This is a genomic window from Pseudomonas edaphica (assembly GCF_965277385.1).
GTDB lineage: Bacteria > Pseudomonadota > Gammaproteobacteria > Pseudomonadales > Pseudomonadaceae > Aquipseudomonas > Aquipseudomonas edaphica.
The window spans coordinates 5371566-5397505 of sequence record NZ_OZ255725.1 but is presented as its reverse complement, the minus strand read 5'-3'; the positions used below and the strand labels follow the sequence as shown (position 1 = coordinate 5397505).

General features: G+C 60.3%; 28 protein-coding genes. 9 read left to right on the top strand and 19 right to left on the bottom strand.

What is annotated here, in order from left to right; all coding sequences use genetic code 11:
* Positions 1 to 78 precede the first annotated feature (78 nt).
* From ACQY47_RS24575 to ACQY47_RS24565, 3 genes are all read right to left on the bottom strand, one after another.
* Positions 79 to 624: an ATP phosphoribosyltransferase regulatory subunit gene (locus tag ACQY47_RS24575; RefSeq protein ID WP_428557387.1), complete on the bottom strand. Its 546-nt coding sequence runs from the start codon at positions 622 to 624 to the stop codon at positions 79 to 81.
* Between the two features lie 292 nt (positions 625 to 916).
* Complete coding sequence (locus ACQY47_RS24570) at positions 917 to 1612, bottom strand: tRNA (adenine(22)-N(1))-methyltransferase (RefSeq protein ID WP_428552657.1); 696 nt, start codon at positions 1610 to 1612, stop codon at positions 917 to 919.
* A 13-nt stretch (positions 1613 to 1625) separates the two neighbouring features.
* Positions 1626 to 2336 carry a FadR/GntR family transcriptional regulator gene (locus ACQY47_RS24565; protein WP_017136959.1) on the bottom strand — a complete coding sequence of 237 codons (711 nt, stop codon included), beginning with the start codon at positions 2334 to 2336 and terminating at the stop codon, positions 1626 to 1628.
* A gap of 350 nt (positions 2337 to 2686) precedes the next feature.
* Here ACQY47_RS24565 and ACQY47_RS24560 point away from each other — a divergent pair, with 350 nt between their 5' ends.
* Together ACQY47_RS24560 and gudD are read left to right on the top strand one after the other, a co-directional pair.
* Positions 2687 to 4048, top strand: a complete 1362-nt coding sequence (locus tag ACQY47_RS24560) for an MFS transporter (protein WP_428552654.1) — start codon at positions 2687 to 2689, stop codon at positions 4046 to 4048.
* A gap of 18 nt (positions 4049 to 4066) precedes the next feature.
* Positions 4067 to 5392, top strand: coding sequence for a glucarate dehydratase (gudD, locus tag ACQY47_RS24555; RefSeq protein WP_138451478.1), 1326 nt, complete (start codon positions 4067 to 4069; stop codon positions 5390 to 5392).
* Here the strand turns inward: gudD and ACQY47_RS24550 are convergent.
* The 4 genes from ACQY47_RS24550 to ACQY47_RS24535 all read right to left on the bottom strand — a co-directional run bounded on the left by ACQY47_RS24550 (position 5361) and on the right by ACQY47_RS24535 (position 8187).
* On the bottom strand, positions 5361 to 6311 hold the full coding sequence (locus tag ACQY47_RS24550; RefSeq protein ID WP_428552649.1) for a DHH family phosphoesterase: 951 nt from the start codon (positions 6309 to 6311) through the stop codon (positions 5361 to 5363). The two genes, gudD and ACQY47_RS24550, sit on opposite strands and share 32 nt — an antisense overlap.
* 134 nt (positions 6312 to 6445) lie before the next feature.
* Positions 6446 to 6820 carry an addiction module antidote protein gene (locus ACQY47_RS24545; RefSeq protein ID WP_428552646.1) on the bottom strand — a complete coding sequence of 125 codons (375 nt, stop codon included), beginning with the start codon at positions 6818 to 6820 and terminating at the stop codon, positions 6446 to 6448.
* A 1-nt stretch (position 6821) separates the two neighbouring features.
* Entirely contained in the window at positions 6822 to 7124 is a 303-nt protein-coding gene (locus tag ACQY47_RS24540; RefSeq protein WP_428552643.1) for a type II toxin-antitoxin system RelE/ParE family toxin, read from the bottom strand.
* A 139-nt stretch (positions 7125 to 7263) separates the two neighbouring features.
* Entirely contained in the window at positions 7264 to 8187 is a 924-nt protein-coding gene (locus ACQY47_RS24535) for an ABC transporter substrate-binding protein (RefSeq protein ID WP_428552640.1), read from the bottom strand.
* A gap of 272 nt (positions 8188 to 8459) precedes the next feature.
* Here ACQY47_RS24535 and ACQY47_RS24530 point away from each other — a divergent pair, with 272 nt between their 5' ends.
* Positions 8460 to 9701 carry an acyl-CoA dehydrogenase family protein gene (locus tag ACQY47_RS24530; RefSeq protein WP_428552637.1) on the top strand — a complete coding sequence of 414 codons (1242 nt, stop codon included), beginning with the start codon at positions 8460 to 8462 and terminating at the stop codon, positions 9699 to 9701.
* Positions 9702 to 10176: 475 nt separating this feature from the next.
* The gene (locus ACQY47_RS24525; protein WP_428552634.1) at positions 10177 to 10500 is read left to right on the top strand and encodes a DUF6124 family protein; all 324 of its coding nucleotides are present in this window, start codon (positions 10177 to 10179) and stop codon (positions 10498 to 10500) included.
* 134 nt (positions 10501 to 10634) lie between these two features.
* Here the strand turns inward: ACQY47_RS24525 and msrA are convergent, their stop codons facing one another.
* Positions 10635 to 11141: a peptide-methionine (S)-S-oxide reductase MsrA gene (gene msrA / locus ACQY47_RS24520; RefSeq protein ID WP_099548962.1), complete on the bottom strand. Its 507-nt coding sequence runs from the start codon at positions 11139 to 11141 to the stop codon at positions 10635 to 10637.
* A gap of 208 nt (positions 11142 to 11349) precedes the next feature.
* Between msrA and ACQY47_RS24515 the strand changes: the two genes are divergently transcribed.
* Positions 11350 to 12411, top strand: a complete 1062-nt coding sequence (locus tag ACQY47_RS24515; RefSeq protein WP_428552629.1) for an alpha/beta hydrolase family protein — start codon at positions 11350 to 11352, stop codon at positions 12409 to 12411.
* A 188-nt stretch (positions 12412 to 12599) separates the two neighbouring features.
* Here the strand turns inward: ACQY47_RS24515 and cynS are convergent, their stop codons facing one another.
* Together cynS and ACQY47_RS24505 are read right to left on the bottom strand one after the other, a co-directional pair.
* Positions 12600 to 13070, bottom strand: a complete 471-nt coding sequence (cynS, locus tag ACQY47_RS24510; RefSeq protein WP_138451189.1) for a cyanase — start codon at positions 13068 to 13070, stop codon at positions 12600 to 12602.
* 31 nt (positions 13071 to 13101) lie between these two features.
* A complete protein-coding gene (locus ACQY47_RS24505; RefSeq protein ID WP_017136973.1) occupies positions 13102 to 13743 on the bottom strand; it encodes a carbonic anhydrase in 642 nt (213 codons plus the stop codon).
* Between the two features lie 111 nt (positions 13744 to 13854).
* Between ACQY47_RS24505 and cynR the strand changes: the two genes are divergently transcribed.
* Positions 13855 to 14748, top strand: a complete 894-nt coding sequence (gene cynR, locus ACQY47_RS24500; RefSeq protein ID WP_428557386.1) for a transcriptional regulator CynR — start codon at positions 13855 to 13857, stop codon at positions 14746 to 14748.
* Positions 14749 to 15014: 266 nt separating this feature from the next.
* Here cynR and ACQY47_RS24495 read toward each other — a convergent pair whose 3' ends face one another.
* Positions 15015 to 15638, bottom strand: coding sequence for a helix-turn-helix transcriptional regulator (locus ACQY47_RS24495; RefSeq protein WP_017136975.1), 624 nt, complete (start codon positions 15636 to 15638; stop codon positions 15015 to 15017).
* Between the two features lie 95 nt (positions 15639 to 15733).
* Here ACQY47_RS24495 and ACQY47_RS24490 point away from each other — a divergent pair, with 95 nt between their 5' ends.
* The gene (locus ACQY47_RS24490; RefSeq protein ID WP_428552624.1) at positions 15734 to 17161 is read left to right on the top strand and encodes an MFS transporter; all 1428 of its coding nucleotides are present in this window, start codon (positions 15734 to 15736) and stop codon (positions 17159 to 17161) included.
* 7 nt (positions 17162 to 17168) lie between these two features.
* Here ACQY47_RS24490 and ACQY47_RS24485 read toward each other — a convergent pair whose 3' ends face one another.
* From ACQY47_RS24485 to ACQY47_RS24470, 4 genes are all read right to left on the bottom strand, one after another.
* Positions 17169 to 18401, bottom strand: coding sequence for an NADH:flavin oxidoreductase/NADH oxidase family protein (locus tag ACQY47_RS24485; RefSeq protein ID WP_428552621.1), 1233 nt, complete (start codon positions 18399 to 18401; stop codon positions 17169 to 17171).
* A 72-nt stretch (positions 18402 to 18473) separates the two neighbouring features.
* Positions 18474 to 18896, bottom strand: a complete 423-nt coding sequence (locus tag ACQY47_RS24480; protein ID WP_395600786.1) for a MerR family transcriptional regulator — start codon at positions 18894 to 18896, stop codon at positions 18474 to 18476.
* A gap of 112 nt (positions 18897 to 19008) precedes the next feature.
* Entirely contained in the window at positions 19009 to 20043 is a 1035-nt protein-coding gene (locus ACQY47_RS24475; RefSeq protein ID WP_428557385.1) for a methionine synthase, read from the bottom strand.
* Between the two features lie 29 nt (positions 20044 to 20072).
* Complete coding sequence (locus ACQY47_RS24470) at positions 20073 to 21056, bottom strand: DUF1852 domain-containing protein (protein WP_236446960.1); 984 nt, start codon at positions 21054 to 21056, stop codon at positions 20073 to 20075.
* A gap of 299 nt (positions 21057 to 21355) precedes the next feature.
* Between ACQY47_RS24470 and ACQY47_RS24465 the strand changes: the two genes are divergently transcribed.
* A complete protein-coding gene (locus ACQY47_RS24465; protein ID WP_428552616.1) occupies positions 21356 to 22732 on the top strand; it encodes a PLP-dependent aminotransferase family protein in 1377 nt (458 codons plus the stop codon).
* On the opposite strand, the gene panB is transcribed toward ACQY47_RS24465, so the two are convergent.
* Entirely contained in the window at positions 22720 to 23535 is an 816-nt protein-coding gene (gene panB / locus ACQY47_RS24460) for a 3-methyl-2-oxobutanoate hydroxymethyltransferase (protein WP_428552613.1), read from the bottom strand. The two genes, ACQY47_RS24465 and panB, sit on opposite strands and share 13 nt — an antisense overlap.
* A gap of 140 nt (positions 23536 to 23675) precedes the next feature.
* On the opposite strand from panB, the gene ACQY47_RS24455 reads away from it, so the two are divergent.
* Positions 23676 to 23843 (top strand): DUF2986 domain-containing protein, encoded by a 168-nt coding sequence (locus ACQY47_RS24455; RefSeq protein WP_017136986.1) that lies wholly within the window; start codon positions 23676 to 23678, stop codon positions 23841 to 23843.
* Here ACQY47_RS24455 and ACQY47_RS24450 read toward each other — a convergent pair.
* From ACQY47_RS24450 to ACQY47_RS24440, 3 genes are all read right to left on the bottom strand, one after another.
* Positions 23814 to 24797, bottom strand: coding sequence for a GlxA family transcriptional regulator (locus ACQY47_RS24450; RefSeq protein ID WP_017136987.1), 984 nt, complete (start codon positions 24795 to 24797; stop codon positions 23814 to 23816). The two genes, ACQY47_RS24455 and ACQY47_RS24450, sit on opposite strands and share 30 nt — an antisense overlap.
* A 4-nt stretch (positions 24798 to 24801) precedes the next feature.
* Positions 24802 to 25344, bottom strand: coding sequence for a cysteine hydrolase family protein (locus ACQY47_RS24445; protein WP_428552609.1), 543 nt, complete (start codon positions 25342 to 25344; stop codon positions 24802 to 24804).
* A 158-nt stretch (positions 25345 to 25502) separates the two neighbouring features.
* The gene (locus ACQY47_RS24440; protein WP_428552606.1) at positions 25503 to 25928 is read right to left on the bottom strand and encodes a VOC family protein; all 426 of its coding nucleotides are present in this window, start codon (positions 25926 to 25928) and stop codon (positions 25503 to 25505) included.
* Positions 25929 to 25940: the final 12 nt, after the last annotated feature.

Below are 25940 nucleotides of genomic sequence, written 5' to 3'. Positions count from 1 at the left end.
TCAGCAAAAGAAGGCGGCTATTGGAGCATATTCGAGGCCAGCAAAGCAGGCGCCTCCCACTGGGAGACGCCTGGTGCTTCACGCCAACGCCAGCACCAACCGCTCAAGCCCGATACCGAAGCCCGCGCCTTCACGGTAAGCCCCGCCGCCCACGACTTGCTGTTGCGCACCCAATGCCGGGCAGCGCACCTCAAAGCCGTTGCCCTCCAGGTAGTAACTCAGCCCACGTTTCACGGCCAGGTTCAGCGCATAGTCGAGCCCCAGCGTGTCCAGAAACCCAGTACACAGGGCCTGGCTGCGCTGCAACGCCAACCCAGGGTCAGGGCTTAGAATCTCCAGCCCCAGTTGAGTGAACTCACGATAACGGCCGGCTTGCGGCCGCTCATAGCGATAACACCGCGCCACGTAAAAAAACATCGCCGCCGCGCGCCCCTCGAGCAAGTCGGCGTTGCGCTCCTGGAACAGCGCAGTGGCTTCCGGGATCAGGCAGCACTTGCGGCCCGCCTTGTCATCGAAGGCCCACATCTGCCCGATGATTTCACTGCCGCCGGTTTTTTCGATAAACGTGTCCTGGCCCCAAAGAGCCGGCACGATGACTTCTTCAGCGCCCGCTTCGATGAAGATAGCTCCGGAAACGGCCTTCTACTTCACGCATCGTTGCGGCTTCTTTGCCGGTGACCATTCGGGTTCCACGTAGCATTGTCATGGGTTGAATCTCCAGTGTTTGCAGGCAATAAAAAAGGCGCCATAGGCGCCTTGGGTGGGGTTCATTGAGTGATCAGTGGGTCTGGTCAATCAGTGAGCGCAAGCAACCACGGCACCTGAAGGAAGGTCCGTGGGAATGATGGCGGTTGCTTTGCGAAAATTGAGTCATGGGCAGATCCTTGCACATGCGTAGGAAAAGTTACAAGTCACTTCACGCCAGCAACTCGGTAATCCACCGCGCCTGCTGGGCAATTTCTTGCAGTTTTTGCTCCGGCACCGCCTGGCGTGCCTGCTCAAAACTGGCCAGGGTCTTGTGCTTCTGGCGCAGCATCCGCTGCCACTTGGCCAGGAACTCCGGGCTGCGGGCTTGCATTTGCAACGGGCCAAAGTACAGCTGCTCATTGGTATAGGTCACGGCGCCTGTGCGCTCGGCCACGATGATCTCGTAGTAAAAGCGGTTTTCCCGCAGCAACTCTTCGCTGAGGATGCGATAGCCGTTGTCCATCAGCCATTGGCGCAAGGGTTGCTCGCCACCATTGGGTTGCAGGACCAGGCGTTCCTGGCCGCTGAGGTGCACCTTGCCGTTGTCGAGGATGTCGCGGATCGTCTCGCCGCCCATGCCACAGACGCTGATCGCGGTGATCCCATCGCCCGGCTCAATCGCCGCCAAGCCATCGGCCAGGCGCACGCTGATGTGTTGCTCCAGGCCATTGTCGCGCACGGTGCGTTGGGCTGCGTAAAAGGGCGTGGTCGCCACTTCCCCCGCCACCGCTGCCGTGATCACGCCACGGCGCATCAAGGCCACCGGCAGGTAGCCGTGGTCCGAGCCGATGTCGGCCAGGCGCGCGCCGGCGGGCACGTTGGCGGCCACGCGCTCCAGGCGCATGGACAATGTGTGTTCGTTCAACGGTGGTTCCTTGTCATTCCCCGGAAAACCGGTCCCGGCTGTTGGTCAGGTGCAGCACCATGGCGGCCCGCGCCGCGTCCGGGTCCTGGCGCTTGATGGCATTGAAGATTGCCTCATGCTCAAGGTTCGCCAACTGCCCCAGCTTGGCGAAGTCGGCCCCGCCGCGTTCGACGCCCTTGACCTGGGTGCGCGGGATCATCGCACTGCCCAGGTGCAGCATGATTTCGGTAAAAAAGGTATTGCCGGTGGCCTCGGCGATCAGTTGATGAAAGCGCTTGTCCTCTTCCACACAGCTGTCGTTGCTGGCCAGCGAGGCCTGGTAATCGTCCAGCGCCTGGCGCATGTGTGCGAGCTGTTCGTCGCTCCTGCGCAGCGCGGCCAAAGCCACGGCTTGCACCTCCAGGCCCAGGCGCAGCTCGAGCATGTTACGCACGCTGGCGACCGTGTCCACATGCAAACGCAAACCTTGCTGGGCGTGCTGCGCCAACACAAAGGTGCCGATGCCGTGACGCGTCTCCACCAACCCCGACGCCTGCAGCTTGGAGATCGCCTCGCGCACCACTGTGCGGCTCACGCCATGCTCCAGCACGATGCTGGACTCGGACGGCAATTTTTCACCGGGTTTGAGCTGGCCCAGCAGGATGCGCTGGGTCAGCGCCTCGACCACACCTTGGGCGAGGTTATTGGAACGTTTACGCACAGGGTTTGCGCTTTCAATGGGCATCACTATGGGTCCACGGGGTTGGCTGAGGGGAGCTTAACACCCTGCCCCGAGTAGGCGCTGGCTTGATTCACAAAGCCTCCAGCTTGTATGACAACCAACCAGAATGACGCAATGCTCGCTGGCCCTTGCGGGCTGTGCGTGAAGGTAAAGATCGCGATAATTACATCGGTGATCGATCTACACACCCAACAAACGCTAGATAAATAACCAAAACACATACCCAATCAGCAGCCTTATAAGAACAAAAACAGTTGCAGGTGCATTGCGAACTCAAGAAATCCACTTGTATGATGTCTGGTAACAAAACACGCAAACCCGCATAAAAATAAATCAGGGGGAGTTTTTCAATTGTGAACAATTCAAACCAGGCATCTGCCGCTCCAGAACGTGATTCGGTCCTCACGCGCGCCGTGAGCAAAGTGAAGGGCCACGTGCTCCCACTGTTCGTGATCATGTTTATTCTCAACTACATCGACCGGGTCAATATCGGCTTCGTGCGCACGCACATGGAGCATGACCTGGGTATCGGCGCGGCCGCCTACGGCTTGGGCGCCGGGTTGTTTTTCATCGGCTACGCGCTCTTTGAAGTGCCCTCCAACATGCTGCTGCAAAAGGTCGGTGCGCGCATCTGGCTGACCCGCATCATGTTCACCTGGGGCATCGTCGCCACGCTGATGGCGTTCATCCAGAACGAAACCCAGTTCTACGTCCTGCGCTTTCTGCTGGGCGTGGCCGAGGCGGGGTTTTTCCCTGGGGTGATTTACTACTTCACGCGCTGGCTGCCCGGCGTGGAGCGCGGTAAAGCCATCGCCATCTTCCTCAGTGGCTCGGCGGTTGCGTCGCTGATCTCCGGCCCGCTGTCGGGGGCACTTCTGCAGATAGAAGGGTTCGGGTTTCACGGCTGGCAATGGATGTTTGCCATCGAAGGCCTGGCTTCTGTGGCGCTGGGCTTTTTTGTGTGGTTCTGGCTCGACTCCAAACCCCACGACGCCCAATGGCTGACCCACGAAGAACAGGACGCACTGGTGGGCGCCATCGACCAGGAACAGCGCGAGCGTGAGGCGCTGACCACCATCAAACCGACCATTGCCAAGCTGCTCAAGGACCGCCAGATCCTGCTGTTCTGCGCCTTGTACTTCTGCATCCAGCTGACGATCTACGCCGCGACCTTCTGGCTGCCGAGCATCATCAAGAAGATGGGCGATCTGAGCGACGTGCAGGTCGGCTTCTTCAACTCGATCCCGTGGCTGATCTCGATCATCGCCATGTACGCCTTCGCCGCGCTGTCGGGCAAGTTCAAGTTCCAGCAAGCCTGGGTCGCCGCCGCGCTGTTGATTGCCGCCGTCGGCATGTTCATGTCCACCACCGGCGGGCCGATCTTCGCCTTTGTCGCGATCTGCTTTGCGGCCATCGGGTTCAAGTCCGCGTCCTCGCTGTTCTGGCCAATCCCACAGGGTTACCTGGATGTGCGCATCGCCGCTGCCGTGATCGCGCTGATCAACTCCATCGGCAACCTGGGCGGCTTCGTGGCGCCTACGACCTTCGGCTTTCTGGAGCAGACCACCGGTTCGATCCAGGGCGGCCTGTATGGCCTGGCCGGCACCTCGGTGCTGGCGGCCATCCTGGTGTTTTTTGCCAAGACTTCGCCTTCTGCCGTGCTGGCGCCGCCGAGCGTTGCAGCAACAGGCACCGCTATCAGCAAACCTCTTTAAGCTTATTAGGATCCTGCCATGACCACGCCCGTCGTCACCCATTTCCAAGTCGTTCCCGTCGCCGGCCACGACAGCATGCTGCTGAACCTGAGCGGCGCCCATGGGCCATTTTTTACCCGCAATATCGTCATCCTCAAGGACAGTTCGGGCAACACCGGTGTCGGTGAAGTGCCCGGTGGCGAGCGCATCCGCGAAACCCTGGAGGACGCCCGCAGCCTGGTGATCGGCCAACCCATCGGCCAATACCAGCGCATCCTCAACCAGATGCGCACCACCTTTGCATCAAGGGACGCCGCCGGCCGTGGGCTGCAAACCTTCGACCTGCGCATCACCATCCACGCCGTCACCGCCATGGAGGCCGCCCTGCTCGACCTGCTCGGTCAATTCCTCGAAGTGCCCATAGCGGCCCTGCTGGGCGAAGGCCAACAGCGTGACGCAGTAAAAATGCTCGGCTACCTGTTCTACGTCGGTGATCGCACGGCCACCGACCTGGCCTACCGCAACGAGGCGGACGCCGATGACGAATGGTTCCGCCTGCGCCATGAAAAAGCCCTGACCAGCGAGGCCGTGGTGCGCCTGGCCGAAGCCGCCAAAGCCAAATACGGCTTCAACGACTTCAAGCTCAAAGGCGGCGTATTGAGTGGCGATGAAGAAATCGAAGCGGTGACGGCCTTGGCCGAGCGCTTCCCGGACGCACGCATCACCCTCGACCCGAACGGCGCATGGTCACTGAAAGAAGCGATCCGCCTATGCCGCGATCAACACCACGTGCTGGCCTACGCCGAAGACCCCTGTGGCGCAGAAAACGGCTACTCGGGCCGCGAAGTCATGGCCGAATTCCGCCGTGCCACCGGGCTTAAAACCGCGACCAACATGATTGCCACCGACTGGCGTGAAATGGGCCACGCGATCCAGTTGCAATCGGTGGATATTCCCCTGGCCGACCCGCACTTCTGGACGATGCAAGGCTCGGTTCGCGTGGCGCAAATGTGCAATGAGTGGGGCCTGACCTGGGGCTCGCACTCCAATAACCACTTTGATATTTCCCTGGCGATGTTCACCCAGGTGGCCGCCGCCGCGCCGGGAGACATCACTGCGATCGACACCCACTGGATCTGGCAGGACGGCCAACGCCTGACCCGGGAACCGCTGAAAATCGAGGGTGGCTACGTCAAGGTGCCGAGTAAACCGGGCCTGGGCGTGGAGATCGATATGGACGCCGTGGCCAAGGCCCACGAACTGTACAAAGGCATGGGCCTTGGGGCGCGGGACGACAGCGTGGCGATGCAGTTTTTGATACCGGGCTGGGCCTTCAACAACAAACGGCCTTGCCTCGTACGCTGAGGTCTTCGCGTGCGGCAGCCAGGGCCAGCTTCACCAGCTCCTTGCGCTGCATCGCACGCCCAAGCACGGCCTGTGTACCTTGCCAATCGAGCGACAGCAGCAGGCTCAGCTTCTGCTGGCTGAGAGAAGGCTCGGCCAACCAATAGCTCTTGCGCTCGCGGATGCTGATAGCGTTCAACAGCCAGTCCTCACCTTGCGCCGCCAGCCATTGTTCAATGGCTGCGTGGTGCCGTTCAAGCAACCCCTGCGCATCCCACACCGTCATTTGCGCAATGAGCTGCGGCAGGTTGCGCGTGGCCGTCATGTGTTTCATATCAGCCGCCATGGCGACCTCAAGGTCGGCTTCGATCGCAGCCTGGCATTCGCTGAAATAACGCTGCGGCCAATCCGCCGTCAGCCCCGCCCGCCGCGCCAGCACCTCGTAGGCCCAGATATCCAGGGATGCGGTCATTTTTCCGGTGAAGTTCAGGGTATTGTCCAGAATCGCCGTGGCCAATAACGCAGCGCTGTGCCGGCTGATCTGCGGCAGCAGGCCGGACCTTTCCCAACGCTGGAAAACCAGCGTTGCCGCGGCACCGATTGGCCGGATATCAGCATCCGCACCCAGCTTCCGCGCCCAGTGGATTTCAAAGCCTGGATGATGGTCAATCACTTCGCACACCTGATCGAGTACCACGACCGGGTCAAAATGATGGTAGTCGGAGACATCCACCAACACGAACTCATCGTCGGCGCCGGGTTGGTAATCGTCCAGCGAGGCCTTCCAACCAAGCACACTGGCGCAAACGCTGAAATTGAGCGGCGCGCTGCTCACCGCCCGCGCTTGAATACCCTGGTGGTTGAGCAGCTCGGCATAGGCAATGCAACAGGCGTACGCGTCAATATCCAGATAAGCAGAGCCTGAGGTCACGACCCTCATGATTAAATCTCCTTGAAGTACCACTCAGGCGTAGGCAGGTGCCCTATGTTCTTTGGCGGATGAACGTTCGCATCAGCGTGTGACAACACCATGACTTCAAGGGGAAAGATACTGTGAAAACTGACAGTTGCTGATTATTGTCCGTTGTGCCGTGGCAATTTTTTGTTTGCGCCCGCTGCGACAGGCTGCACAGTCAGCTCAACGCCTAACGCCAGCATCAGCTTTTTGATCGTTTCAAAACGTGTCTTGGAGCCGCCCTTGAGGGTTTTGTACAAGCTCTCGCGATTGACGCCCGCCGCCTCGGCCACCTTGTTTACACCCTGGGCCTTGGCGACCTCGGCCAGTGCCTTCATGAGGATGTGTGGGTCTTGGGACTTCATGCTTTGCGCCAGATAAGCGCTGATGATTTCGGGGTTGTCGAGGAAGCGCGAAGCTTCGTAGACGCTGGTGCCGGATGTATCAAGATCGAGGATCGGCATGTCCTCGGGTTTGAATGTCGAATTGCTCATTTCACCTACCTCTCAGGGCATCGAGAATCTCTTTTGCCCGTTTTATGCCTCTTTTTTGGTCGGTTTTATCACTGCCCCACAGCATCAGGTAAGCCGTGATGCCCGTGCGTACAAAGTAAATTCTGTAGCCAGGCCCGACGAATACACGCATTTCACTCAGGCCGTCACCGGCTGGCTCGCAATCGCCAAAATTGTTTTCTTCGGCGCGGTCCAGGCGCGTCAGCACCGCCGTTTTGCCCCAAAGGTCCTTCATACCGTCGAGCCATGTATCAAACTCCGGCGTCCTGCCGATCGTATTGGTCAAAGTCTCACCTGTAGCCTACTGGCTACTCCATACTGATGCTAGTGAATTTTTTATTCCGGCGCCAACCGGAACAAAAAACCCTAGCTCAGCCCCCGTATCAACAGGCGCTTAAGACTATTAGCGCGTGTTTCCCCCGTGTTTAAAAGGCCTGATCAAACAAGGGCGTCACGACATAAGGCTGTTTGAGCATTTGCGCATCGACCAGGAAATCCGCCGTGGCCTGGGCTTCGCTGACAATGGTCGGGGAGATCGGCAGCACCTTGATCGCATCGCGCTTGAACCACACCTTGGCAATCTCCGGCGCGGATTGGTTGGCCTTCGACCACGCCTGGGCGTACTCATCAACGTGGCTGCTGCTCCACACTCGCGCACGGGTGAGACGCGCAACAAAATCCTTGATAATCGCGCGTTTCTGCGCCAGCGCCGGCTCATACGCAACGATGTAGGTCGGCGCGCTCATCAAGCCTTTGGCATTGCGGATCAGGGTGTTGCCCTCTTTTTCCTGCAACGACACGTAGGGCTCCCAGGTGCCGAAGGCATCGATGTCGCCCTGGCTCAGCGCCAGGCTGGCTTCGGCCGGCAGCAGGTATTTGAAGGTCACGCTGGTGCGCGGCACACCGGCCTCATCCAGCGCCTTGTAGGCCAGCTGCTGGCTCCAGGAGCCGTTCCAGATCGCCACCGTTTTGCCTTTGAGCTCGGCCACCGAATGAATCCCTTTGCGCGCCACAATGCCCACGCCATCAAGGCTGGTCTGGGTGCTGGCGACCACTTTCACCGGCGCGCCATTGGCGGCGAGGCTGATCACCGGCGTATCGCCGACAATGCCCACGTCCAGCGCGCCACTGGCGACCGCCGAGGCCACCGGGGAGCCGGTATTGAAGCGTTTGAAGTCGATTTGATACGGCAGGTCTTTCAGCTCGCCGGACAGCTCCAGGACGATGCGATTGGAGAAGAACTGGTCACCCACCGTCAGGGTCTGCGGCGCTGCCGCCCACACCGATGGGCCATGCAGTGTCAGCGAGGCCAGGCCCAGCACGGCAAGCAAATTACGACGATTGATCATAGGAGGAATCCACACAGTTAATGGCTGACTCAACCATCTGTGGGCGTGCAGTCTGGCAATGAGAGAAGGGTTTTGGCAGTCGCCGAGCGTGGCGCCCGTAGAAGCTAACGCAATAAAAGCGCCGGGTTTAATACTGTTGTGCACTATCGATAGAACCGCCGAACAGTGGGTTAGCTATTTTTCGTATTAAAAGTTTGCTGCCCACTGAGTTAGGGTGACGCCACCAGACCACTGGACCCCGCGCCTGAAACCCTTTCTGCAAGGTCCATTGCATGTCGACTCCCGTATTGAATATCTGGGGCACTGCGCCCTCCGCCCGTTACGAACAACTGGCCGCTCCGTTTCGCCCGCTTTTTGCGCAGATCCTTGCACACGCTGCCGAGGCGGATCAGACACGCGCCAGCCTGGCGACAGTGATCCAACAGCTCAACGCTCTGGGTTTGCCACGCTGGCGATTGCCAGTCAGTTACGGCGGGCAAGGCGCGACCTTCGCTGAACTGCTTGCGCTGCTGACAGAACTGTCCGCCGCCGACTCCAACATCACCCAGGCACTGCGCGGGCATTTTGGCTTTTGCGAAGACGTGCTGTGTGCCAAAGACCGCGACTGGCGCGCCCAATGGCTCGACCGCCTCGGCCAAGGCGCCCTGCTTTCCCCCGGCAGCACCGAAGTCGGCAACCAGGCCCGTGGCGATTTCGGCACCCGCCTGCACCGCCACACCGATGGCACACTGCGCATCAGCGGCAAAAAGTTCTACACCACCGGCGCGCTCTACAGTGACCTGATCAACACCGTAGCCACCGGTGAAGACGGCGTGGTGTACAGCCTGGTGGTCGACCTCAAGGCGCCCGGTGTGCAGATCATCGACGACTGGAATGGCTTCGGCCAACGCCTCACCGCCAGCGGCACCTGCATCTTCGACAACGCACCGGTGGTGGATGACGATGTGCGCCCCACCACCCAACGCTTCGCCTATGGCCAGTCGTTCTACCAGATCTACCACCTTGCCACCCTGGCCGGCATCGCCCGCCGCGCCGCGCTCAGTGGCGCCGCAGAACTCAGCCAGCGCGCCCGCACCTTCACCACCGGCAACGCCGACACCGCAGCCCAGGATGTGCAGTTGCTGCAAGTGATTGGCGAAGTCGCCAGCCAAGCCTACGCCGCACAGGCCATCACCCAGCACGCGGCGCAGCGCCTGGATCAGACGGCGCAGTATGTGATTGCGCATGACCGGCCGCTCAATGACGACGACGCGCAGGTTGCACTGGCCGAGCTGGAGGTGTGCCTGGCGGTCAATCCCGTGGTGGATGCAACGTTGGCGGCGACCACCGGGTTGTTCGATGCATTGGGCGCCAGCGCCACGGCCAGCAACAAGGCCTTGGATCGGTTGTGGCGCAATGCGCGCACGTTGGCGAACCATAACCCGCGGGTGTACAAGTCGCGGATCGTGGGTAATTACCTGGTGAATGGGCTGCTGCCGCCCGCGCAGTGGCGGGTAGGTGTGGCCAAAGCCTGATCAACCCACCAACACAAAACCCTGTGGGAGCGGGCTTGCCCGCGATGGCGGAGGATCAGTTAACTAATTTATTGACTGACACACCGTAATCGCAGGCAAGCCAGCTCCCACATTTTGTTCGGCGTAAGGCTCATGTCCTACAACGAAGCCTGAAACAGGAAAGTCCGAAGCCACAGCGCCTTGCTCCATTGCCTACGCTTGCGTCAGAATCCGCCGGCTTGTGCGCTGTGGTGGGCGTCTCTAAGGTTGCTCGGTCGCTGACAACTCAGTGATCGGGTTTAGTAGCCCGAGTGACAACATAAAGTGCATGAGCCTCATCTCTCAGATGTTTTTGTCTGTGCTTGATGGTGGCTGTGCGCAGGGCGTCCTCGGGCGCGCCGGCTTTGTGTGTTTCCCCGGTCTACTAACCTGTGCACAGCTGCCACCCTTTCGTTTAGTAGCGAAAAGGTGTCGGCCCTAATCAGGTACAACACACATGTTCAAAATAACGCCGAACCCTCCCAGCGAACCGGACCTGAAACTCAATCAGGCCGCGCATCGCGCAATTGATCACTACCTCAATCCAAAAGCCGACCCGGCTATGCCACCGCCTGCGCTGTTCAACGTCGCGGCCGACGCCAGCAACGAAACCCTGATCACCAACAGCTACGAAACCTTTTCCTCAGTCACCGCCTTGCTGCTCGACCTGTCAGAAGATTTGACGGGAAAACAGCGCGACGTGGCGCTGGCGATTCACCAGTTGAGTGAGTTGGGGGTGTTATTGATGGACAGGCTGCTGGAGCGCGAGGCCGCCGGCTAACGATCAAACACAAAACCCTGTGGGAGCGGGCTTGCCCGCGATGGCGGAGGATCAGTTAACTAATTTATTGACTGACACACTGTAATCGCAGGCAAGCCAGCTCCCACATTTTGCAACGATCATCTCGGCGGCCCTCAAGCCCGCTTCGGCAGCTTCCAGTTCGGCCGAATAAAGTGGCAGGTATACCCATTCGGTATCCGCTCCAGATAATCCTGATGCTCAGGCTCCGCCTCCCAGAACGGCCCTGCCGGCTCAATCTCGGTGACCACTCGACCAGGCCACAGCTTCGACGCGTCCACGTCGGCCGCCGTATCTTCGGCAATATCGCGCTGCTGCTCACTCAAGTAATAAATCGCCGAGCGATAGCTGGGCCCCGTGTCATTGCCCTGGCGGTTAGGCGTGCTCGGGTCATGGATCTGGAAAAAGAACTCCAGAATCTGCCGATAACTGATCACCGCCGGGTCAAACACGATCTCGATGGCTTCGGCATGGTTGCCGTGGTTGCGGTACGTGGCATTCGGCACATCGCCGCCGGTGTAGCCGACACGCGTGCTGAGTACACCAGGATAGCGCCGCAACAGGTCTTGCATGCCCCAGAAGCAGCCGCCGGCAAGGATGGCGGTTTCGGTTGGGTTGGTCATGGTCTGCGCCCTCAGTGGATACGAGGGTAGTTATGGGGCTGGGTTGGCCAATACCAAGGTGGCACAGGCGATTAATCTCAAACACTGACAGACGAACGGGCTAGCGAAACGATCCCCAACGGGGCGGGTATTAACTGCAAACAGGGGATGTGCAGACCACAGGGTTTCAGGTGATGATTCGCTACCTAAATCAAGGACGATAACAACAATGAAAACCGCTCTACGCGCGCTGTTCCTGCTCTGCCTGGCCGCCCCCGCTTTCGCCGACGAAAGCTCGGTCGGTTTCAAAACCACCACCCTGCCCGATGCGCACAACAATCGCGCGCTGGAGTTGGTGGTGTGGTACCCCGCTACCACCACGGCCAAACCCAAGTTGATCGCCGACAACGCGGTCTTCATCGGCGCCCTCGCCGTGCCCGACGCGCCGCCGGCTGCGGGCGAGCATCCGCTGGTGGTGCTGTCCCACGGTTACGGCGGCAACTGGGGCAAGCAGGTGTGGCTGGCCAGTGCATTGGCGCACAAAGGTTACATCGTCGCGGCGGTCAACCACCCCGGCACCACCACCAAGGACCGCAACCCGCAAGCCGCCGCACAGCTATGGCAACGCCCGGCCGACCTGAGCCGCGCCATCGACGCGGTGCTGGCTCAACCCAAGCAATTTGGCGCGGTGGCGAACCAACAGATTGCCGCCGTCGGCCATTCCCTCGGCGGCTGGACCGTACTGGAAATCGCCGGCGCGCGCTTCGACCATGACCTGTTCAGCCGCGACTGCGCCGCCCACCCGAAGCTGGGCGGTTGCATCGGCTACCATGAGATGAACCCCGCCGCGACACCCGACGGCAAAGCGCGTCTGGCTGCGGACTTGAGCGACAAACGCGTCACCGCCATCGTGTCTCTGGACCTGGGCCTGTCACGCGGCATGACCGACGCCAGCCTGGCGGCATTCAAGGTGCCTGCGCTGGTTATCGCAGGTGGCGTGCCAACCGAGGATATGGACCCCAACCTGGAATCCGCCAACCTGGTCAAGCGCCTGCCAAAAGCCACGACGCAGTACGTGGAAATCAGCGACGCCACGCACTTCAGCTTTATGTCGATCTGCAAACCGGGCGCAATCGCGTTGATTGAGGAACGCTCGCCGGGCGATGGCATGATTTGCCGCGATGGCGAGGGTGGTCGGCCACGGGCGGTGATTCAGCAGCAGGTGGTGGGGTTGATTACGGGGTTTCTGGGCAGGCTGAGTACGCAGGATCAGAAAACCACCGACCGCTGACATATCGACATTGCCACGATCTTCCCGCGCTTGAGCACCCTCAACCGCGCGGGCAGATCAAGAATCACATCCATCAGCGGCTGTGCGTCGTCGATGCGTACATGACGAAAGATCAAATCCATAACTGCGACCTCAATATCGCTGCCGTGGCCCGAGCGCCTTGCAGCGCCGGGCCGTTACTCAGCTGATCAGAACGGTTTGGTCGGCAGGTACTTGCCATCCAGGGTGATCACGGCGCGGGAGCCACCGTCCGGGTCTTCAACCTTTTTGACGTCCAGCTTGAAGTTGATCGCGCTGATGATGCCGTCGCCAAACTTCTCGTGGACCAGCGCCTTGAGCGTGGTGCCATAGACCTGAATCATTTCGTAGAAACGGTAGATAGTCGGGTCGGTCGGGATGCCGTTGCCGATGCTGCCGCGCACCGGGATGGTTTGCAGCAGGAGCACGGCATCCGCATCCAGGCCCAGGGTGTCGGCAACGGCTTGAGCGGCACTGGCCGGCAGTGGGTGCTGGCCGAGCAAGGCGGCGGTAACAAAGGCCTCGTGCAGGCCGGTGCCTTCGGCGATCTGCGCGAACGACAGGTCTTTGCGGGCTTTAGCCAAGAGGATGACGTCGGTCAGGGCAAGGCGAGTGGTCTGGCTGATTTGCGACTGGATCATGGGGTTATCTCCGTGGGTAAAAAGGAAGGTGTTAGTAGGAAACGGCGCGCGCAGTCGGGTTGTCGGCAAGGGCGACGAACTGGCCGGTACGGCCATCGAAGGCCTGGATGCAGCCACTTTCGATGTCGTAGACCCAGCCGTGCAGCGTTACGCGTTTTTCTTCGAGGGCCAGGCGCACTGAAGGGTGCGTCTGGATATTGGCCAATTGCGCGATGACGTTTTCGCGCACCATGGAGGCGACTTTGGCGTGCTGGTCGACATGCTGGCGGGCCTCGTTGACCACCCGGCCGGAGTCGGCGTAGCGCAACCAGCCGGCCACGGCGGGCATGTGGTCCAGGCATTTGCAGGTGGCGATGGCGGTCATGGCGCCGCAATCGGAATGGCCGCAGATCACGATGTCGCTGACTTGCAAGGCGGCGACGGCGTACTCCACCGAGGCCGACACACCGCCCGGCTCGGGGCCGTAGGACGGCACGATATTGCCGGCATTGCGGATCACGAACAGGTCGCCCGGCTCGCGCTGCGTGACCAACTCTGGTACCAGGCGGCTGTCGGAGCAGGAGATGAACAGCGCCCGCGGGCTCTGCTGGTTGGCCAGGTCTTTGAACAGGCCGGCACGCTCGGGGAAGGCATTACGTTGAAACTTCAGGAAACCGTCGATGATGTCTTGCATGGGTGACTCCTTTGGTTCGCGATGCGATGAAGCAAAGGTTACGCAGCCACTTAAATAAGGTAAAAGTCTCATATACGATCAAGCACATCAGATAATCTTATGAGTACAAGCATGCTGGCGCGCCATATTCATTACTTCCTTGCTGTCGCAGAGCATCAGGGCTTTACCAAGGCGGCGACGGCCCTGCATGTCTCGCAGCCAGCGCTGTCGCAGCAAGTGCGGCAGTTGGAGGAAAGCCTCGGCGCGCAGTTGTTTGATCGCTCAGGGCGCAAGACGCGTCTGACCGACGCGGGTGAGGTTTACCTGCGCTATGCGTTACGGGCGGCGCAGGAACTGCAGGAAGGCCAGCGTGCGATCCATGACGTGGGCGATTTGAGCCGTGGGACGCTGAGGATTGCCGTCACGCCCACCTTCACCACCTACCTGGTGGGGCCACTGGTGGAAGCCTTCCACCGCCGCTACCCAAACATCACGTTGAACGTGCGCGAAGTCGCCCAGGAGCAGATGGAGAACCAGTTGCTGGCTGACGAGCTGGATGTGGGCATTGCCTTTGATCAAGCGCACGCACCCGACATCGACAGCTACCCGCTGCTGGTGGAAACCCTGGCGTTGGTGGTCGGCAGCCAACACCCGTTGGCGGGCGAGGCTGCCATTGGGCTGCAGGCGCTCAATAGCGAATCGCTGATCTTGCTCAGCAAGGAGTTCGCCACCCGCGAGCAGATCGACCGCTACTGCAACCAACACGGCATCCGCCCACGCGTGGTGATGGAGGCCAATGTGATTGGCGCATTGATCGAGGTGGTGCGCCAGACCACGCTGTCGACGCTACTGCCGGCCGCGATTGCACGGGCGCATCCCGAGTTGGTAGCCATTGAACTGGGGCCGCAACGGTTGCAGCGCACGGCGGTGTTGATGCAGCGCAAAGGTGTGTACCAGAGTGCGGCGGCGCGGGCGTTTATCGAGGTGGCCAAAGAGGTAGCGGTAGCACTGGGAGAAGGGAGCTGACGTGCCGAATCGTCGCACCGCTGCGATGCTACAGGCTGAACGGGCTGTTGTGGCGAGCGGGCTTGCCCCGCGTTGGGCTGCGCAGCGGCCCCAGTAATGCCGCCGCGTTCTTTCTGAAAAAAGCAGCGCCTGATTTCAGGGCTGCTTCGCAGCCCAACGCGGGGCAAGCCCGCTCGCCACAGGGGAATGTGGATACCTTCAATAGCTGTGTAGACACCGATGGCTATCGCAGGCAAGCCAGCTCCCACATTTAATCGGCGGCGCGTTCAGTGAATCCGATAAGCACACCGCCGCGCGCCCAACTGAATATGCTCCACGCGCTCGACCTTGGCCTGTAGCACCTGCTCGAACACCTGCAATTCTGCGCGGCAAAACCCTTGGCACGCAGTAGCCGCTGCGCAGATCGGGCAGTGGTTCTCTACCAGGATCAGGGCACCGTCCGGCTGCTCGCTGCACTGGGCCATATAACCTTCACGCGTGCGCAGTGCCGCCAGTTTCTCGACCCGCGCTTTGAGGCCGCTGACGCCCTGCATCTCACGTTCATAAAGGGCCTGGGTCTGGCGCTCGCGCACGTCAATCAAACGCTCAATAGCCTCTTCACCAAAGGTCTCGCGCACGGTCTGCAACAGTTGCACGGTGAGTTCGGAATGGGTATCGGGAAAGCGCGCGTGCCCCGTCGCCGTGAGCTGCCAAACCTGGGTCGGGCGCCCTACCCCACGCACCTCGGAGCGCGCCTCGACCAATCCACTGGCCGCCAGCTTCACCAACTGCTGGCGTGCCGCTTCACCGGTGGTGCCGAGGAACTCGCCAGCATCACTGGCCAACTGTGGCCCACGGGTTTTGAGCAGGTGCAGCAAACGCTCCGCCGGCGACACCGGAGAATATTCCAAGTCATTTCTTGACAAAATAAACAGCCTCGTCGCAATATTCAAAGCAATTGCTTGGCAAATTAACCCAAGCCGGACAGCGGCACAAGGAATCGTCGATGCACACCCAAGACAGCAGCTGGAGCGAGTTGCTCCGGGGCAAGAATGCCCCCCGTTCCATCGCCCTCTCCGGCGGCATTGCGCTGTATGCCACCAACACCTATATCGCCACGACCATTCTACCGTCGGTGGTCGCCGAAATCGGCGGTCTGGCCCTGTATGCGTGGAGCACCACCCTGTACGTGGTGGCCTCGATCATCGGCTCAGCCCTCACCTCCAAGCTGCTGCAACGTACAGGACCTCGACTGGCATACACCCTCGCCACGCTGATCTTTATGGTTGGCGTGCTGATCTGCGCCTTGGCGCCAAACATGCCGGTGATGCTGGTCGGGCGTTTGATTCAGGGGTTGGGCGGCGGCATGTTGCTGGCCTTGTGTTACTCGATGATCCAGCTGGTGTTCGAAGAGCGCTTATGGCCGCGGGCGATGGCACTGGTATCGGGCATGTGGGGCGTCGCTACGCTGGTCGGCCCGGCGGTCGGTGGCGTGTTCGCCGAGATGGATGCCTGGCGTTTCGCCTTTGGCGCCATGGTGCCGATAAGCCTTGCCTATATGGTGCTCACCCACCGGGCGCTACCGCCACGCGACGCCACGGCGAGCACGCCGACCCGCTTGCCGGTACCGCAACTGGTGTTGTTGGCCGCCGCCGTGCTGGCCGTGTGCGCAGGCAGCGTGTCGGCGCTGCCGAGCTGGAACCTGCTGGGCATCGCAGTGTGCGCCGTGCTGGTCTATGCACTGGTCCGCCACGAATCCACCGCGACCATACGGCTGCTGCCCAAGGACGCACTGAAGTTCGACGCCCCGCTGTGCGCGCTGTATGCAACCACTTGCCTGCTGGTGATCGGCATGAGCAGCGAGATTTTCATGCCGTATTTCCTGCAACACCTGCATGGCCAATCACCGTTGGTTGCCGGCTACATGGCGGCGCTGATGGCGGCCGGCTGGACCGTGTCGGAAATCCTCAGCTCCGGCTGGAGCGGCCGCAGCGCACAGCGCGCGATCCTCGCGGGGCCGCTGTTTATCGTGGCCGGGCTGGTGCTGTTGGCCATCACCACGCCGGTGGAAAGTCTGGGTGAATGGGCGAGGCTGGCGCCGATCTGCCTGGGGCTGTTCCTGGTCGGCTTCGGCATCGGCCTGGGCTGGCCGCACCTGCTCACGCGCATCCTGCAAGTGGCGTCGGAGCAGGACAAGGACACGGCCGCCGCGTCGATCACCACCTTGCAGCTGTTCGCCATGGCCCTTGGCGCGGCATTGGCCGGGGTAATTTCCAACGTGGCGGGTATCAACGACGCAACCGGCAATGCCGGCATCGCTAACGCGGCACTCTGGTTGTTTGCCCTGTTTACCCTGGCGCCGGTGCTGGCCTGGGTAATGGCGCGACGCGCGACGCGGGTGAAGGTTGCAGCGGCGCAATTGACCCCGTCCTGACCACCGCCTACGCGCTACGCTTGGCGATCCAGCGCCGATACTGCCGCGTGCGCAAAGCGTTGCCCAGTTGTTGCTCGATCAAGGCGCGTAACGGTGATACGCCCGTATCAGGCTGCTTGCGCTGGCTGAGTTTGCGCAGTTGGAACTTGACCAGCGCCATATTGGCCAAGGAGGCGAAGGCTTTGTTTTTCCAGGTGATCGGCGGCAGCTCTGGCGCGGTGTCTTTGCCTTCAAGCCACGCACGCGGCAGTTGCGGGTCAATCGCCAACGCGGTGCCGATGCCCACCATGTCCACGCCGCCGTGCACCACGCTTTCAGCCACCGGACGTCGACGGATCCCGCCGGTGACCATCACCGGCATCCTGGCGACTGTCTGGATGTCATGGGCAAACTCAACGAAATAAGCCTCACGCGCCAGGGTGCGGCCGTCCCGCGCGTCCCCCTGCATGGCGGGCGCTTCGTAACTGCCACCGGACAATTCCACCAGGTCCACACCCAGGTCGTTGAGCCATTCAACCACCTGCTTGGCGTCATCGGCGGTAAACCCGCCGCGCTGGAAATCGGCGGAGTTGAGCTTGACCGCCACCGCAAATTCCCTGCTAACCACCGCGCGTACTGCCCTGACGATATCGAGCAACAGCCGCGCGCGGTTTTCCAGGGCGCCGCCCCACGCGTCTGTGCGTTGATTGCTCAACGGCGAGAGGAACTGACTCAACAAATAACCATGGGCTGCGTGGATTTCCACACCGGTAAAGCCGGCTTGTTCGCCCAAGCTTGCGGTGCGCGCAAACCGCTGGATAACCTCGGCAATCATCTCGGCGGTCATCGCCTGGGGCCGGCTGAAGTGTTTGGATAACGTGCCCAGGTCCATGGCAACCGCAGACGGTGCCCAGGTCTGTTGCCCCAGGTTGGCCTGCATCTGTCGGCCAGGATGATTGATCTGCAACCAGAATTGCGCGCCACCTGCGCGCCCCACTTGCGCCCAGCGCTTAAACTTGGCCAGTTGCTGCTCATCCTGCAACACCACGCCGCCGGGGCCGGTCATGGCGCGGCCGTCAACCATCACGTTGCCGGTGATGATCAGGCCCGCACCGCCGTCGGCCCAGGCCTGGTAGAGACGCAGCAGCTCGGCGGAAGGCGCCTGGTCGGCGTCCGCCATGTTCTCTTCCATGGCGGCTTTGGCGATGCGGTTGTTGATGGTCGAACCGTTGGGTAACAACAGGGGGTCGAACAGATTCATGGAGCAGTCCTCAGTTGGCGTGGGACCACCATAAGATTAAAGCCAACTTTAAGGTCAATGGCTTTTTTCAGGTCAGTGCACGGCTTTCTCGCGCTCATCCTGCAGGCGGTTGAGCAACAACTGCGCATTGTCCGCACACGCCACGCCCTCAGGCTTGCCTTCGATGCCGTCAATCACCCGCAGCAACTGGGCCTTATTCTGCGCCAAGCGTTGCTGCAGCAGCTCGATTTCCTCGACCTTGCGCTTGAGCCCACCGAGCAACGCCTCGTGCTGCCAGCCGCCGGCATTCATCGGCAGCAATTGGCGGATTTCTTCCAGGGAAAACCCTGCCGCCTGTGCGCCCGTGATCAGTTGCAACATCCCCGCTGCCTCCGGCGCATAGTCCCGATAACCGTTGGCCTTGCGCGTGACCGATTTGATCAGCCCGCTCGCTTCGTAGAAACGGATGCGCGATGGCGCCAACCCGCTGAGTTTCGCCAGTTCGCCTATTCTCATGTTCCACTCCGCGCGCGCATTGACCTTGAGGCGGACTGTAAACCTCAAGTGATCCGGCAGCCAAGCGTGGCCTGACAAGGGAGTGCACTGTGGTACCCCCCTTCATGGTGGCTTAGTGCGCGTTAAGGAGCTCTCTTCGAACGATCTCTGCGCCTGCGCTCAATGCATTCAACTTGCCCCTTGCAACGTGGCGAGGCAGAGGTGCCATGCCGCAATTGGTGCATGGGTAAAGCTTGTCGGCATCGACAAACTGAAGGGCTTTGCGCAGGGTATCGGCCACTTCCTCGGGCGTTTCAATCGCGTGGTTTGCCACATCAATGGCCCCGACCATGACTTTTTTACCGCGAATCAACTCAATCAGTTCCATGGGGACATGGGAGTTGTGACATTCCAGCGAAATGATATCGATACTGGACTTCTGTAGCTTGGGGAAGGCTTCTTCATATTGCCGCCACTCCGACCCCAGGGTCTTTTTCCAATCGGTGTTGGCCTTGATGCCATAGCCATAACAGATATGCACCGCCGTTTCGCATTTGAGGCCTTCAATGGCCCGCTCCAGGGTGGCGACGCCCCAGTCATTTACCTCATCAAAGAACACGTTAAAGGCCGGTTCATCAAACTGGATAATGTCGACGCCCGCCGCTTCCAGTTCCCGGGCTTCTTCGTTGAGGATCCTGGCGAATTCCCACGCGAGTTTTTCGCGGCTTTTATAGTGGTTGTCATACAGCGTATCGATCATGGTCATGGGGCCTGGCAGCGCCCATTTGATCGGCTGGGTGGTTTGCTGGCGCAAGAACCTGGCGTCTTCGACAAACACCGGCTTTTGGCGCGCAACGGCACCTACAACCGTCGGCACGCTCGCGTCATAGCGATCACGAATCCTGACGGTTTCACGCTTCTCGAAATCAACGCCGCTCAGGTGTTCGATAAACGTGGTGACAAAGTGTTGGCGGGTTTGCTCGCCATCACTGACGATATCAATCCCGGCGTTTTGCTGTTCCTGTAATGCCAGGCGCAAGGCATCTTGCTTGCCCTCAATTAATTCGTCACCTTGCAACTTCCAGGGTGACCACAGCGTTTCGGGCTCAGCAAGCCAGGCCGGTTTTGGCAAGCTGCCAGCTGTAGAAGTGGGTAATAACTTTTTCATGACAGGCACAACCTTGTAAGTTTGATGAGTCAAGCGGCGTATTGCGCGGACCACTGTTCAAGCACAGCGTGATAGGGCTTGATGAAATTTTCCTCAACAAACCTGCCCTGCTCAATCGCCAGCCGACCACGTTCTTCTCGATCATAAACAATGCGTGTTAATGAATAATCCTGATGCTTCAAACTGGGTTGGTAGCGTTTTCCGGCGACAGAATTAGCATTGTAAATTTCAGGCCGGTAAATCTTTTGAAAGGTGTCCATCGTGCTAATGGTGCTGATAAGTTCAAGCGTCGTGTAATCACTCAGCACGTCGCCGAAAAAATAAAATGCCAAGGGCGCAACACTGTTGGGCGGCATAAAATAGCGCACCTTCAAGCCCATCTTCTTGAAGTACTCATCGGTCAGCGAATACTCATCCTGCTGGTATTCAACGCCCAATACCGGGTGCTGGTTTTCAGTTCGCTGATAGGTCTTGGTATTCGAAACGCTCAAGCAGATGACAGGCAACTTCTTAAAGTGCTGCCTGTACGCCGCTGAATTCACAAAGCACTTGAACAGCTTGCCATGCAAGTCGCCAAAATTATCGGGCGTGCTGAATTCAGCCTGGCCTCTGTTGTGGCCCAACAACACCACGCTAAAGTCATAGTCGCGTACATATGAAGAAAAATTATTGCCGACGATGCCCTCAAGGCGCTCATTGGTTTTACGGTCCACAATCGTGGTTTTCAACACTTCAATCAGCGGAATGGCCTGCCCATTGCCTTCAACACCGATCTGCATTTGAGCCGAAACAATCTCGAGTTCGAGCGCATACCGATCACCGCTGGCGTTATCCCAATGGGCCAAGGCATTGAAGCGGTTATTAATCATCGTCAAGGTATTGCGCAAGTTTTCCTGACGACGCTCGCCCCTGGCCAAATTAGCAAAGTTAGTGGTGGTGCGCGTGTTTTCGGAGGGGCGATAGTGCTCGTCAAAACAAACACTCTTAATCGTAAATTCAAACGCGTTATCCATGACCACCTGACACCTTAAAAGTTGAGACAGACTTGAGTTCACTGCTTGCCTTTTAGCAACACGCCGACGTTTGACTCAAGTCTTTACAGTTTCAATAATTAAGGTGGAGTTTATGCTGGCTATAGAGCAAGAGATAATGAAACGATTTCACTAAACCTTTAGCCCTGTTCATGATGGGTTGCCTCAAACCCAATGGGACGAGCCGTGGGCTGTTCAGCCCGAGACGCGCGCAAATAAGATCGCCTTGAGTGATACTGCCAGGCTCTCTTCCCACTCTGTTTTGCGCAGCTCAAAGGACCATGGATAAACCCAAAGACGCCGGCTTTGCCTATCAGACGGTCTACCGCTACCTCGTCGAGTTGATCGACGCCAGCCCGTCGTCAGGCGAACGCAAACTGCCGTCCCTGCGCCAATTGGCCGAGCGCCTTGGCGTATCGGTGTCGACCACCAAGTACGCCTACGCCTTGCTTGAGGATGAAGGGCGGATCTACGCGCGGCCCAAACAGGGTTATTTCACGAGGGCCATGCCTGCACGGGTAACAACTGAAACCAACCTGCTCGACCAGGTGTTTGCCAATGCCCGCCAGCCGGGAATGCTTGCCTTGAGCAGCGATGCACCGGCGATGCTGTTGTCGCTGGAAAACCCGCTGCTGATGCTCGAACGTGAACTGACTCGCCAGCACCCACGCTCGCTGGCGCCGCTTTACTTACCCTTCGGTGAGCCCGAGTTGCGCGCCGCGTTGGCCGAGCGTTACACCCAATCCGCCCACCGCTACTGGCAGGCCGACCAGGCGTATATCGGCGCGGACTTGCACAGCGTGCTGGATGCGGCACTTAATGCCCTGGACCTGTGCGGCACCGTGGCGCTGGTGGAGTCACCGTGTTCGTGGGCGATTTTGCGCCAGTTGCAAGCGGCTAAGATTCGCGTGATCGAAATGCCGCTCGACGCCCACGGGCGTTTCGACCTGGCGGTGCTGGAAGGCGTGCTGATGCGTGAGCCGATTCGCCTGGCGGTGCTGTCGTCGACGGTGAATATCCCCCAGGGCGGCGTGATGCCGGCACAGGACAAGCAGCAGATCTGCCGCTGGCTGGCGGCGCGGGATATCTGGCTGTTCGAAAACGACACTTACGGCGAGTTGTATTTCGAAGCGCCGCCGCCGCGTTATCGCGACTTCGCCGACCTGCAGAAGCTGCTGGTGTTTTCGACCTTCGATAAAGTCATCGGCTCGGAAGCGCCGTATGGTTATGTGGTGTGCCACGGGCACGCGCCGCAATTGCAGCGGGTGTTTCTGGAGCGTGGGTTTCGCCTGTCACCGATCCGGCAAAAGGCGATCGCCAAGCTGCTCACCTCCAAGCGTATCGACGCGCATTTAAAAGCGCTGCGGGCGCTGCTGCTGGAGCGCATGACCGGCATGAAAGCCTTGCTGGAGGAGCATTGGCAGGTGATCGCGCCCCAAGGCGGCGCCAGCTTCTGGCTGCAAGCACCGCATGCGGTGGATATGCGTCAGGTATTTGAGCGCCTGCTGGCCCAACGCATCGTCATCGCCCCTGGCGAGCTGTTCAGCCAGCATGGCGCCTGGCCGCAACACCTGCGCCTGAGCTACACCCTCGACTGGAGCAAGGATATCGCCCAGGCCGTGAAGCGATTGGCCGAGGCGATCGATCAAAGCCCGTAGCAATGCCGCGCTTCAGGGAAACGGCCATGGCGCACATCGTCGGCAAACCGCTCGCAGGCATCGCGAATCACCGCGCCTACATCTGCGTACTGTTTGACGAAGCGCGGCAGGTGTTCGCCGCCCAGGCCCAACAGGTCTTCGGTCACCAACACTTGGCCATCGCAGGCCGGTGAAGCGCCAATGCCGATGGTGGGCATCTTTGAATCCACGGTGATCTGCCGCGCGACGCCTTCGGCCACACCTTCGAGCAACAGGCTGAAGGCGCCCGCCTCCAGGTTGGCACGGGCATCTGCGGCAATCACTGCAGCAGTTTCGGCGGTAAGCCCTTGTGCCTTGAAGCCGCCCATCACGTTGACGAACTGCGGCATCAGCCCCACATGGGCCATCACCGGAATGCCGCGCGCCACCAGAAACTCGACGGTGCCCGCCAACGCCACGTTGGCCTCCAGCTTCAGCGCATCGCAACCAGTGCGCGCCAGCACTTGGGCGCAGTTGCGAAACGCTTGCTCGTTGGATTCCTGATAACTGCCAAAGGGCATGTCGGCAATCACGCAGGCCAGGCGCGTGCTGTCGACCACGGCGCGGGTGTGGCCGATGATTTCTTCCAGCTGCATGCTCAAGGTCGAGGCCCGGCCGTAGCCGACCATCGCCGTGGAATCACCCACCAGAATGAAGTCGACCAGCGGGTCGATCAGCTTGGCGATGGCGCTGGAGTACGCGGTGAGGGAGACGATTTTCTGCTGGCCCTTCATGGCGACCAGTTGCGGGACGGTGAGGCGTTTGGTGCGGGTGTGGAGGCTCATCGGTGTTTTCCGTTTGTGCTGAATTCACGGCCCGATTATTGGTAAAACCCCAGGGTGTTCAATGCACAGATTGACGCTAAAAAGCGACCCATGTTTTTAACCTGATATCATCCGGGCCTTCACCCATCAGGCACCGACACATGAACCGCCAGAAAAAACTCAAGCAGCTCTTCAAGGCTAAAGCCAAGAAGGCCAGCGCCAAACTGGCGCCGAAAAGCAAAGACAAGTACATCAGCAAGGCAGACCGCGCCAAACTCGAAGCCGAGGCCGATCAAGCCTCAACCAGCGGCGCCGACACGCCCGCTTGAAGGCGTCCCCACCTCATATTTGCTCCAGATACGCCGCAGGTGCCGGGCTGACCCAAAGCCTGCGCGCTCGGCGACGGTTTCCATGTCCAGGCTCGACGCCATGAGCAGTTCACGGGCCACGGTGATACGCAGCGTGTGCAGGTAATCCAGCGGGCTGATGCCAACGTGTTCGTGGAACAGCCGCGCCAGGTGTCGGCTGCTGGTGCACGCCAGTTCGGCCATGCGTGTGACGGTCCAGGCTTCACAGGGCGCCGCGGTGATGGCGTCCTGCACTCGGTGCACGGCCGGGTGCAGGTGGTTGCGACCGGTGATCCAGGCTGAGAGCTGCGGGTCGGCGCCGCTGCGACGCATGTACACCACCATGTCGCGCGCCACACTGCAGGCCAGGCGTGGCCCGGCCAGCTCGGCGAGCAGGTGCAGCATCAGGTCGATGCCCGCCGTGACACCGGCGCTGCAACTGACCGGGCCGTCCGTGACATACAGCCGGTTTTCCAGCACGCGGGCCTTGGGCGCCAGGGCCTGCAATGCCTCGCACAGCGCGTGGTGGGTGGTGCACTGGCGGCCATCGAGCAACCCCGCGCGGGCGGCACTTAATGCGCCGGCGCACACGCAAACCAGCCGCTGGCCCGACGCTGCAAACACGCTTTGCAGCCATTGGGTCAAAGTGTCGCTGGCCGACTCGAACGCCTGTTGCTGCGCCTTGCTAACCTTTGACGTGGAGCCGACCAACACCACCAGCGTGCCGGGCGCCAGGCTTGGCGGCAGGGGCGCCAAGCCGGCCAGCGGCAAGCCAATCGAGGTTTGCAGGGACGGCACCGGGCTGACGTACTGCAAGTCGAAGTCGAGAGCCGCAGGGTCCTCGCTCTGCGCGGCCAGGCGCAGCACCTCGGCGGGGCCGGCCAAGTCCAGCATCAGCACATTGGGCAGCAGCACGAACAGCACCGGCACGCTCACGGGTTCAACGCTCCAGCGCCTGGGCGACGGTGACGATGCGCGCAAAGCGCTCCTCCAGCACCAGTTCGGTACGCTCACGAATCTCGGCGGCGCTGTACTCGCGGCCACTGCGTGCGTGAGTCATCGGGAAGGTCAGGGTCGCCTCGCTGACAAAATCCACCGCAAAACCGCTGTCCGACGCCTGCCGGGTGGTGGTTTCGCAGCACTGTTCGGTGCGGATGCCACTGATGATCAGCGCGCTCACGCCCATCTCCGTAAGCCGTGCAGCCAACGGCGTGCCGGCGAAAGCACTGTGAAAGCGCTTGTGGATGATCAGGTCGGGGTTGATCGACAACTCGCTCAAGGTTTTGACATTGCCCGATGCCATCGAAAAGTGCCCTTGGTCTTCAACATGGAAGACTTGTATCACCGGGATGCCCTGTTGAACACACCCATCAATCAGCGCTTGCTGTTTTTCCAGGAACAACGGCAGGTCATTTTCGGACCAGTAAGCAGAATGACGGAACGAATGCTGCACATCGATAACGATAAGGGCTTTGCGGCTCATGACGGGTCCTTGTGGCTTGCATCACAGTGGTTGATGCAAGCCATGGTAAGCACACGCGCCGATGAGCGACAGGCAGGTGCCGGACCACTTGAGGACCGATTCGGACATACCGGCTCAGCGGCGCAAATCACCCTGGGACGTTTGCGCACGGTGAGCAATTACTTGGCGAACAGCTGGCTCATGTCCTTGAACGCCTTGAACTCCAGGGCGTTGCCGCACGGGTCGAACAGGAACATGGTGGCCTGCTCGCCTACCTCACCCTTGAAGCGGATGTAGGGTTCGATCACAAACTGGGTTTCCCGCGCGCGCAGCCGATCGGCCAAGGCTTCCCACTGGTCCCACTGCAGGATGATGCCGAAATGCGGCACCGGCACAGCGTGGCCGTCCACCGCGTTGGAGTGCACCGAATCCTGGGATTGCGTCTTGGGGTGCTCGTGAATCACCAGTTGGTGGCCGTAGAAATCGAAGTCGACCCATTGCGCACTGGAGCGACCTTCCGAAAGGCCAAACACATCGCCGTAGAAGTGACGCGCGGCGGCCAGGTCGTAGACGGGAATCGCTAGGTGAAAGGGAGAAAGGCTCACGGTGGCTACCTG

Coding starts and splice junctions, on each gene's coding strand:
- msrA (WP_099548962.1), bottom strand. CDS start 11,141: ATGACCAACCCAACCGAAACCGCCATCCTTGCCGGCGGCTGCTTCTGG.
- ACQY47_RS24530 (WP_428552637.1), top strand. CDS start 8,460: ATGTCGACTCCCGTATTGAATATCTGGGGCACTGCGCCCTCCGCCCGT.
- ACQY47_RS24455 (WP_017136986.1), top strand. CDS start 23,676: ATGAACCGCCAGAAAAAACTCAAGCAGCTCTTCAAGGCTAAAGCCAAG.
- ACQY47_RS24545 (WP_428552646.1), bottom strand. CDS start 6,820: ATGAGCAATTCGACATTCAAACCCGAGGACATGCCGATCCTCGATCTT.
- ACQY47_RS24485 (WP_428552621.1), bottom strand. CDS start 18,401: ATGAATCTGTTCGACCCCCTGTTGTTACCCAACGGTTCGACCATCAAC.
- ACQY47_RS24535 (WP_428552640.1), bottom strand. CDS start 8,187: ATGATCAATCGTCGTAATTTGCTTGCCGTGCTGGGCCTGGCCTCGCTG.
- cynR (WP_428557386.1), top strand. CDS start 13,855: ATGCTGGCGCGCCATATTCATTACTTCCTTGCTGTCGCAGAGCATCAG.
- ACQY47_RS24445 (WP_428552609.1), bottom strand. CDS start 25,344: ATGAGCCGCAAAGCCCTTATCGTTATCGATGTGCAGCATTCGTTCCGT.
- ACQY47_RS24550 (WP_428552649.1), bottom strand. CDS start 6,311: ATGAGGGTCGTGACCTCAGGCTCTGCTTATCTGGATATTGACGCGTAC.
- ACQY47_RS24465 (WP_428552616.1), top strand. CDS start 21,356: ATGGATAAACCCAAAGACGCCGGCTTTGCCTATCAGACGGTCTACCGC.
- ACQY47_RS24505 (WP_017136973.1), bottom strand. CDS start 13,743: ATGCAAGACATCATCGACGGTTTCCTGAAGTTTCAACGTAATGCCTTC.
- ACQY47_RS24470 (WP_236446960.1), bottom strand. CDS start 21,056: ATGGATAACGCGTTTGAATTTACGATTAAGAGTGTTTGTTTTGACGAG.
- ACQY47_RS24490 (WP_428552624.1), top strand. CDS start 15,734: ATGCACACCCAAGACAGCAGCTGGAGCGAGTTGCTCCGGGGCAAGAAT.
- ACQY47_RS24565 (WP_017136959.1), bottom strand. CDS start 2,336: ATGCCCATTGAAAGCGCAAACCCTGTGCGTAAACGTTCCAATAACCTC.
- ACQY47_RS24475 (WP_428557385.1), bottom strand. CDS start 20,043: ATGAAAAAGTTATTACCCACTTCTACAGCTGGCAGCTTGCCAAAACCG.
- panB (WP_428552613.1), bottom strand. CDS start 23,535: ATGAGCCTCCACACCCGCACCAAACGCCTCACCGTCCCGCAACTGGTC.
- ACQY47_RS24525 (WP_428552634.1), top strand. CDS start 10,177: ATGTTCAAAATAACGCCGAACCCTCCCAGCGAACCGGACCTGAAACTC.
- ACQY47_RS24480 (WP_395600786.1), bottom strand. CDS start 18,896: ATGAGAATAGGCGAACTGGCGAAACTCAGCGGGTTGGCGCCATCGCGC.
- gudD (WP_138451478.1), top strand. CDS start 4,067: ATGACCACGCCCGTCGTCACCCATTTCCAAGTCGTTCCCGTCGCCGGC.
- cynS (WP_138451189.1), bottom strand. CDS start 13,070: ATGATCCAGTCGCAAATCAGCCAGACCACTCGCCTTGCCCTGACCGAC.
- ACQY47_RS24515 (WP_428552629.1), top strand. CDS start 11,350: ATGAAAACCGCTCTACGCGCGCTGTTCCTGCTCTGCCTGGCCGCCCCC.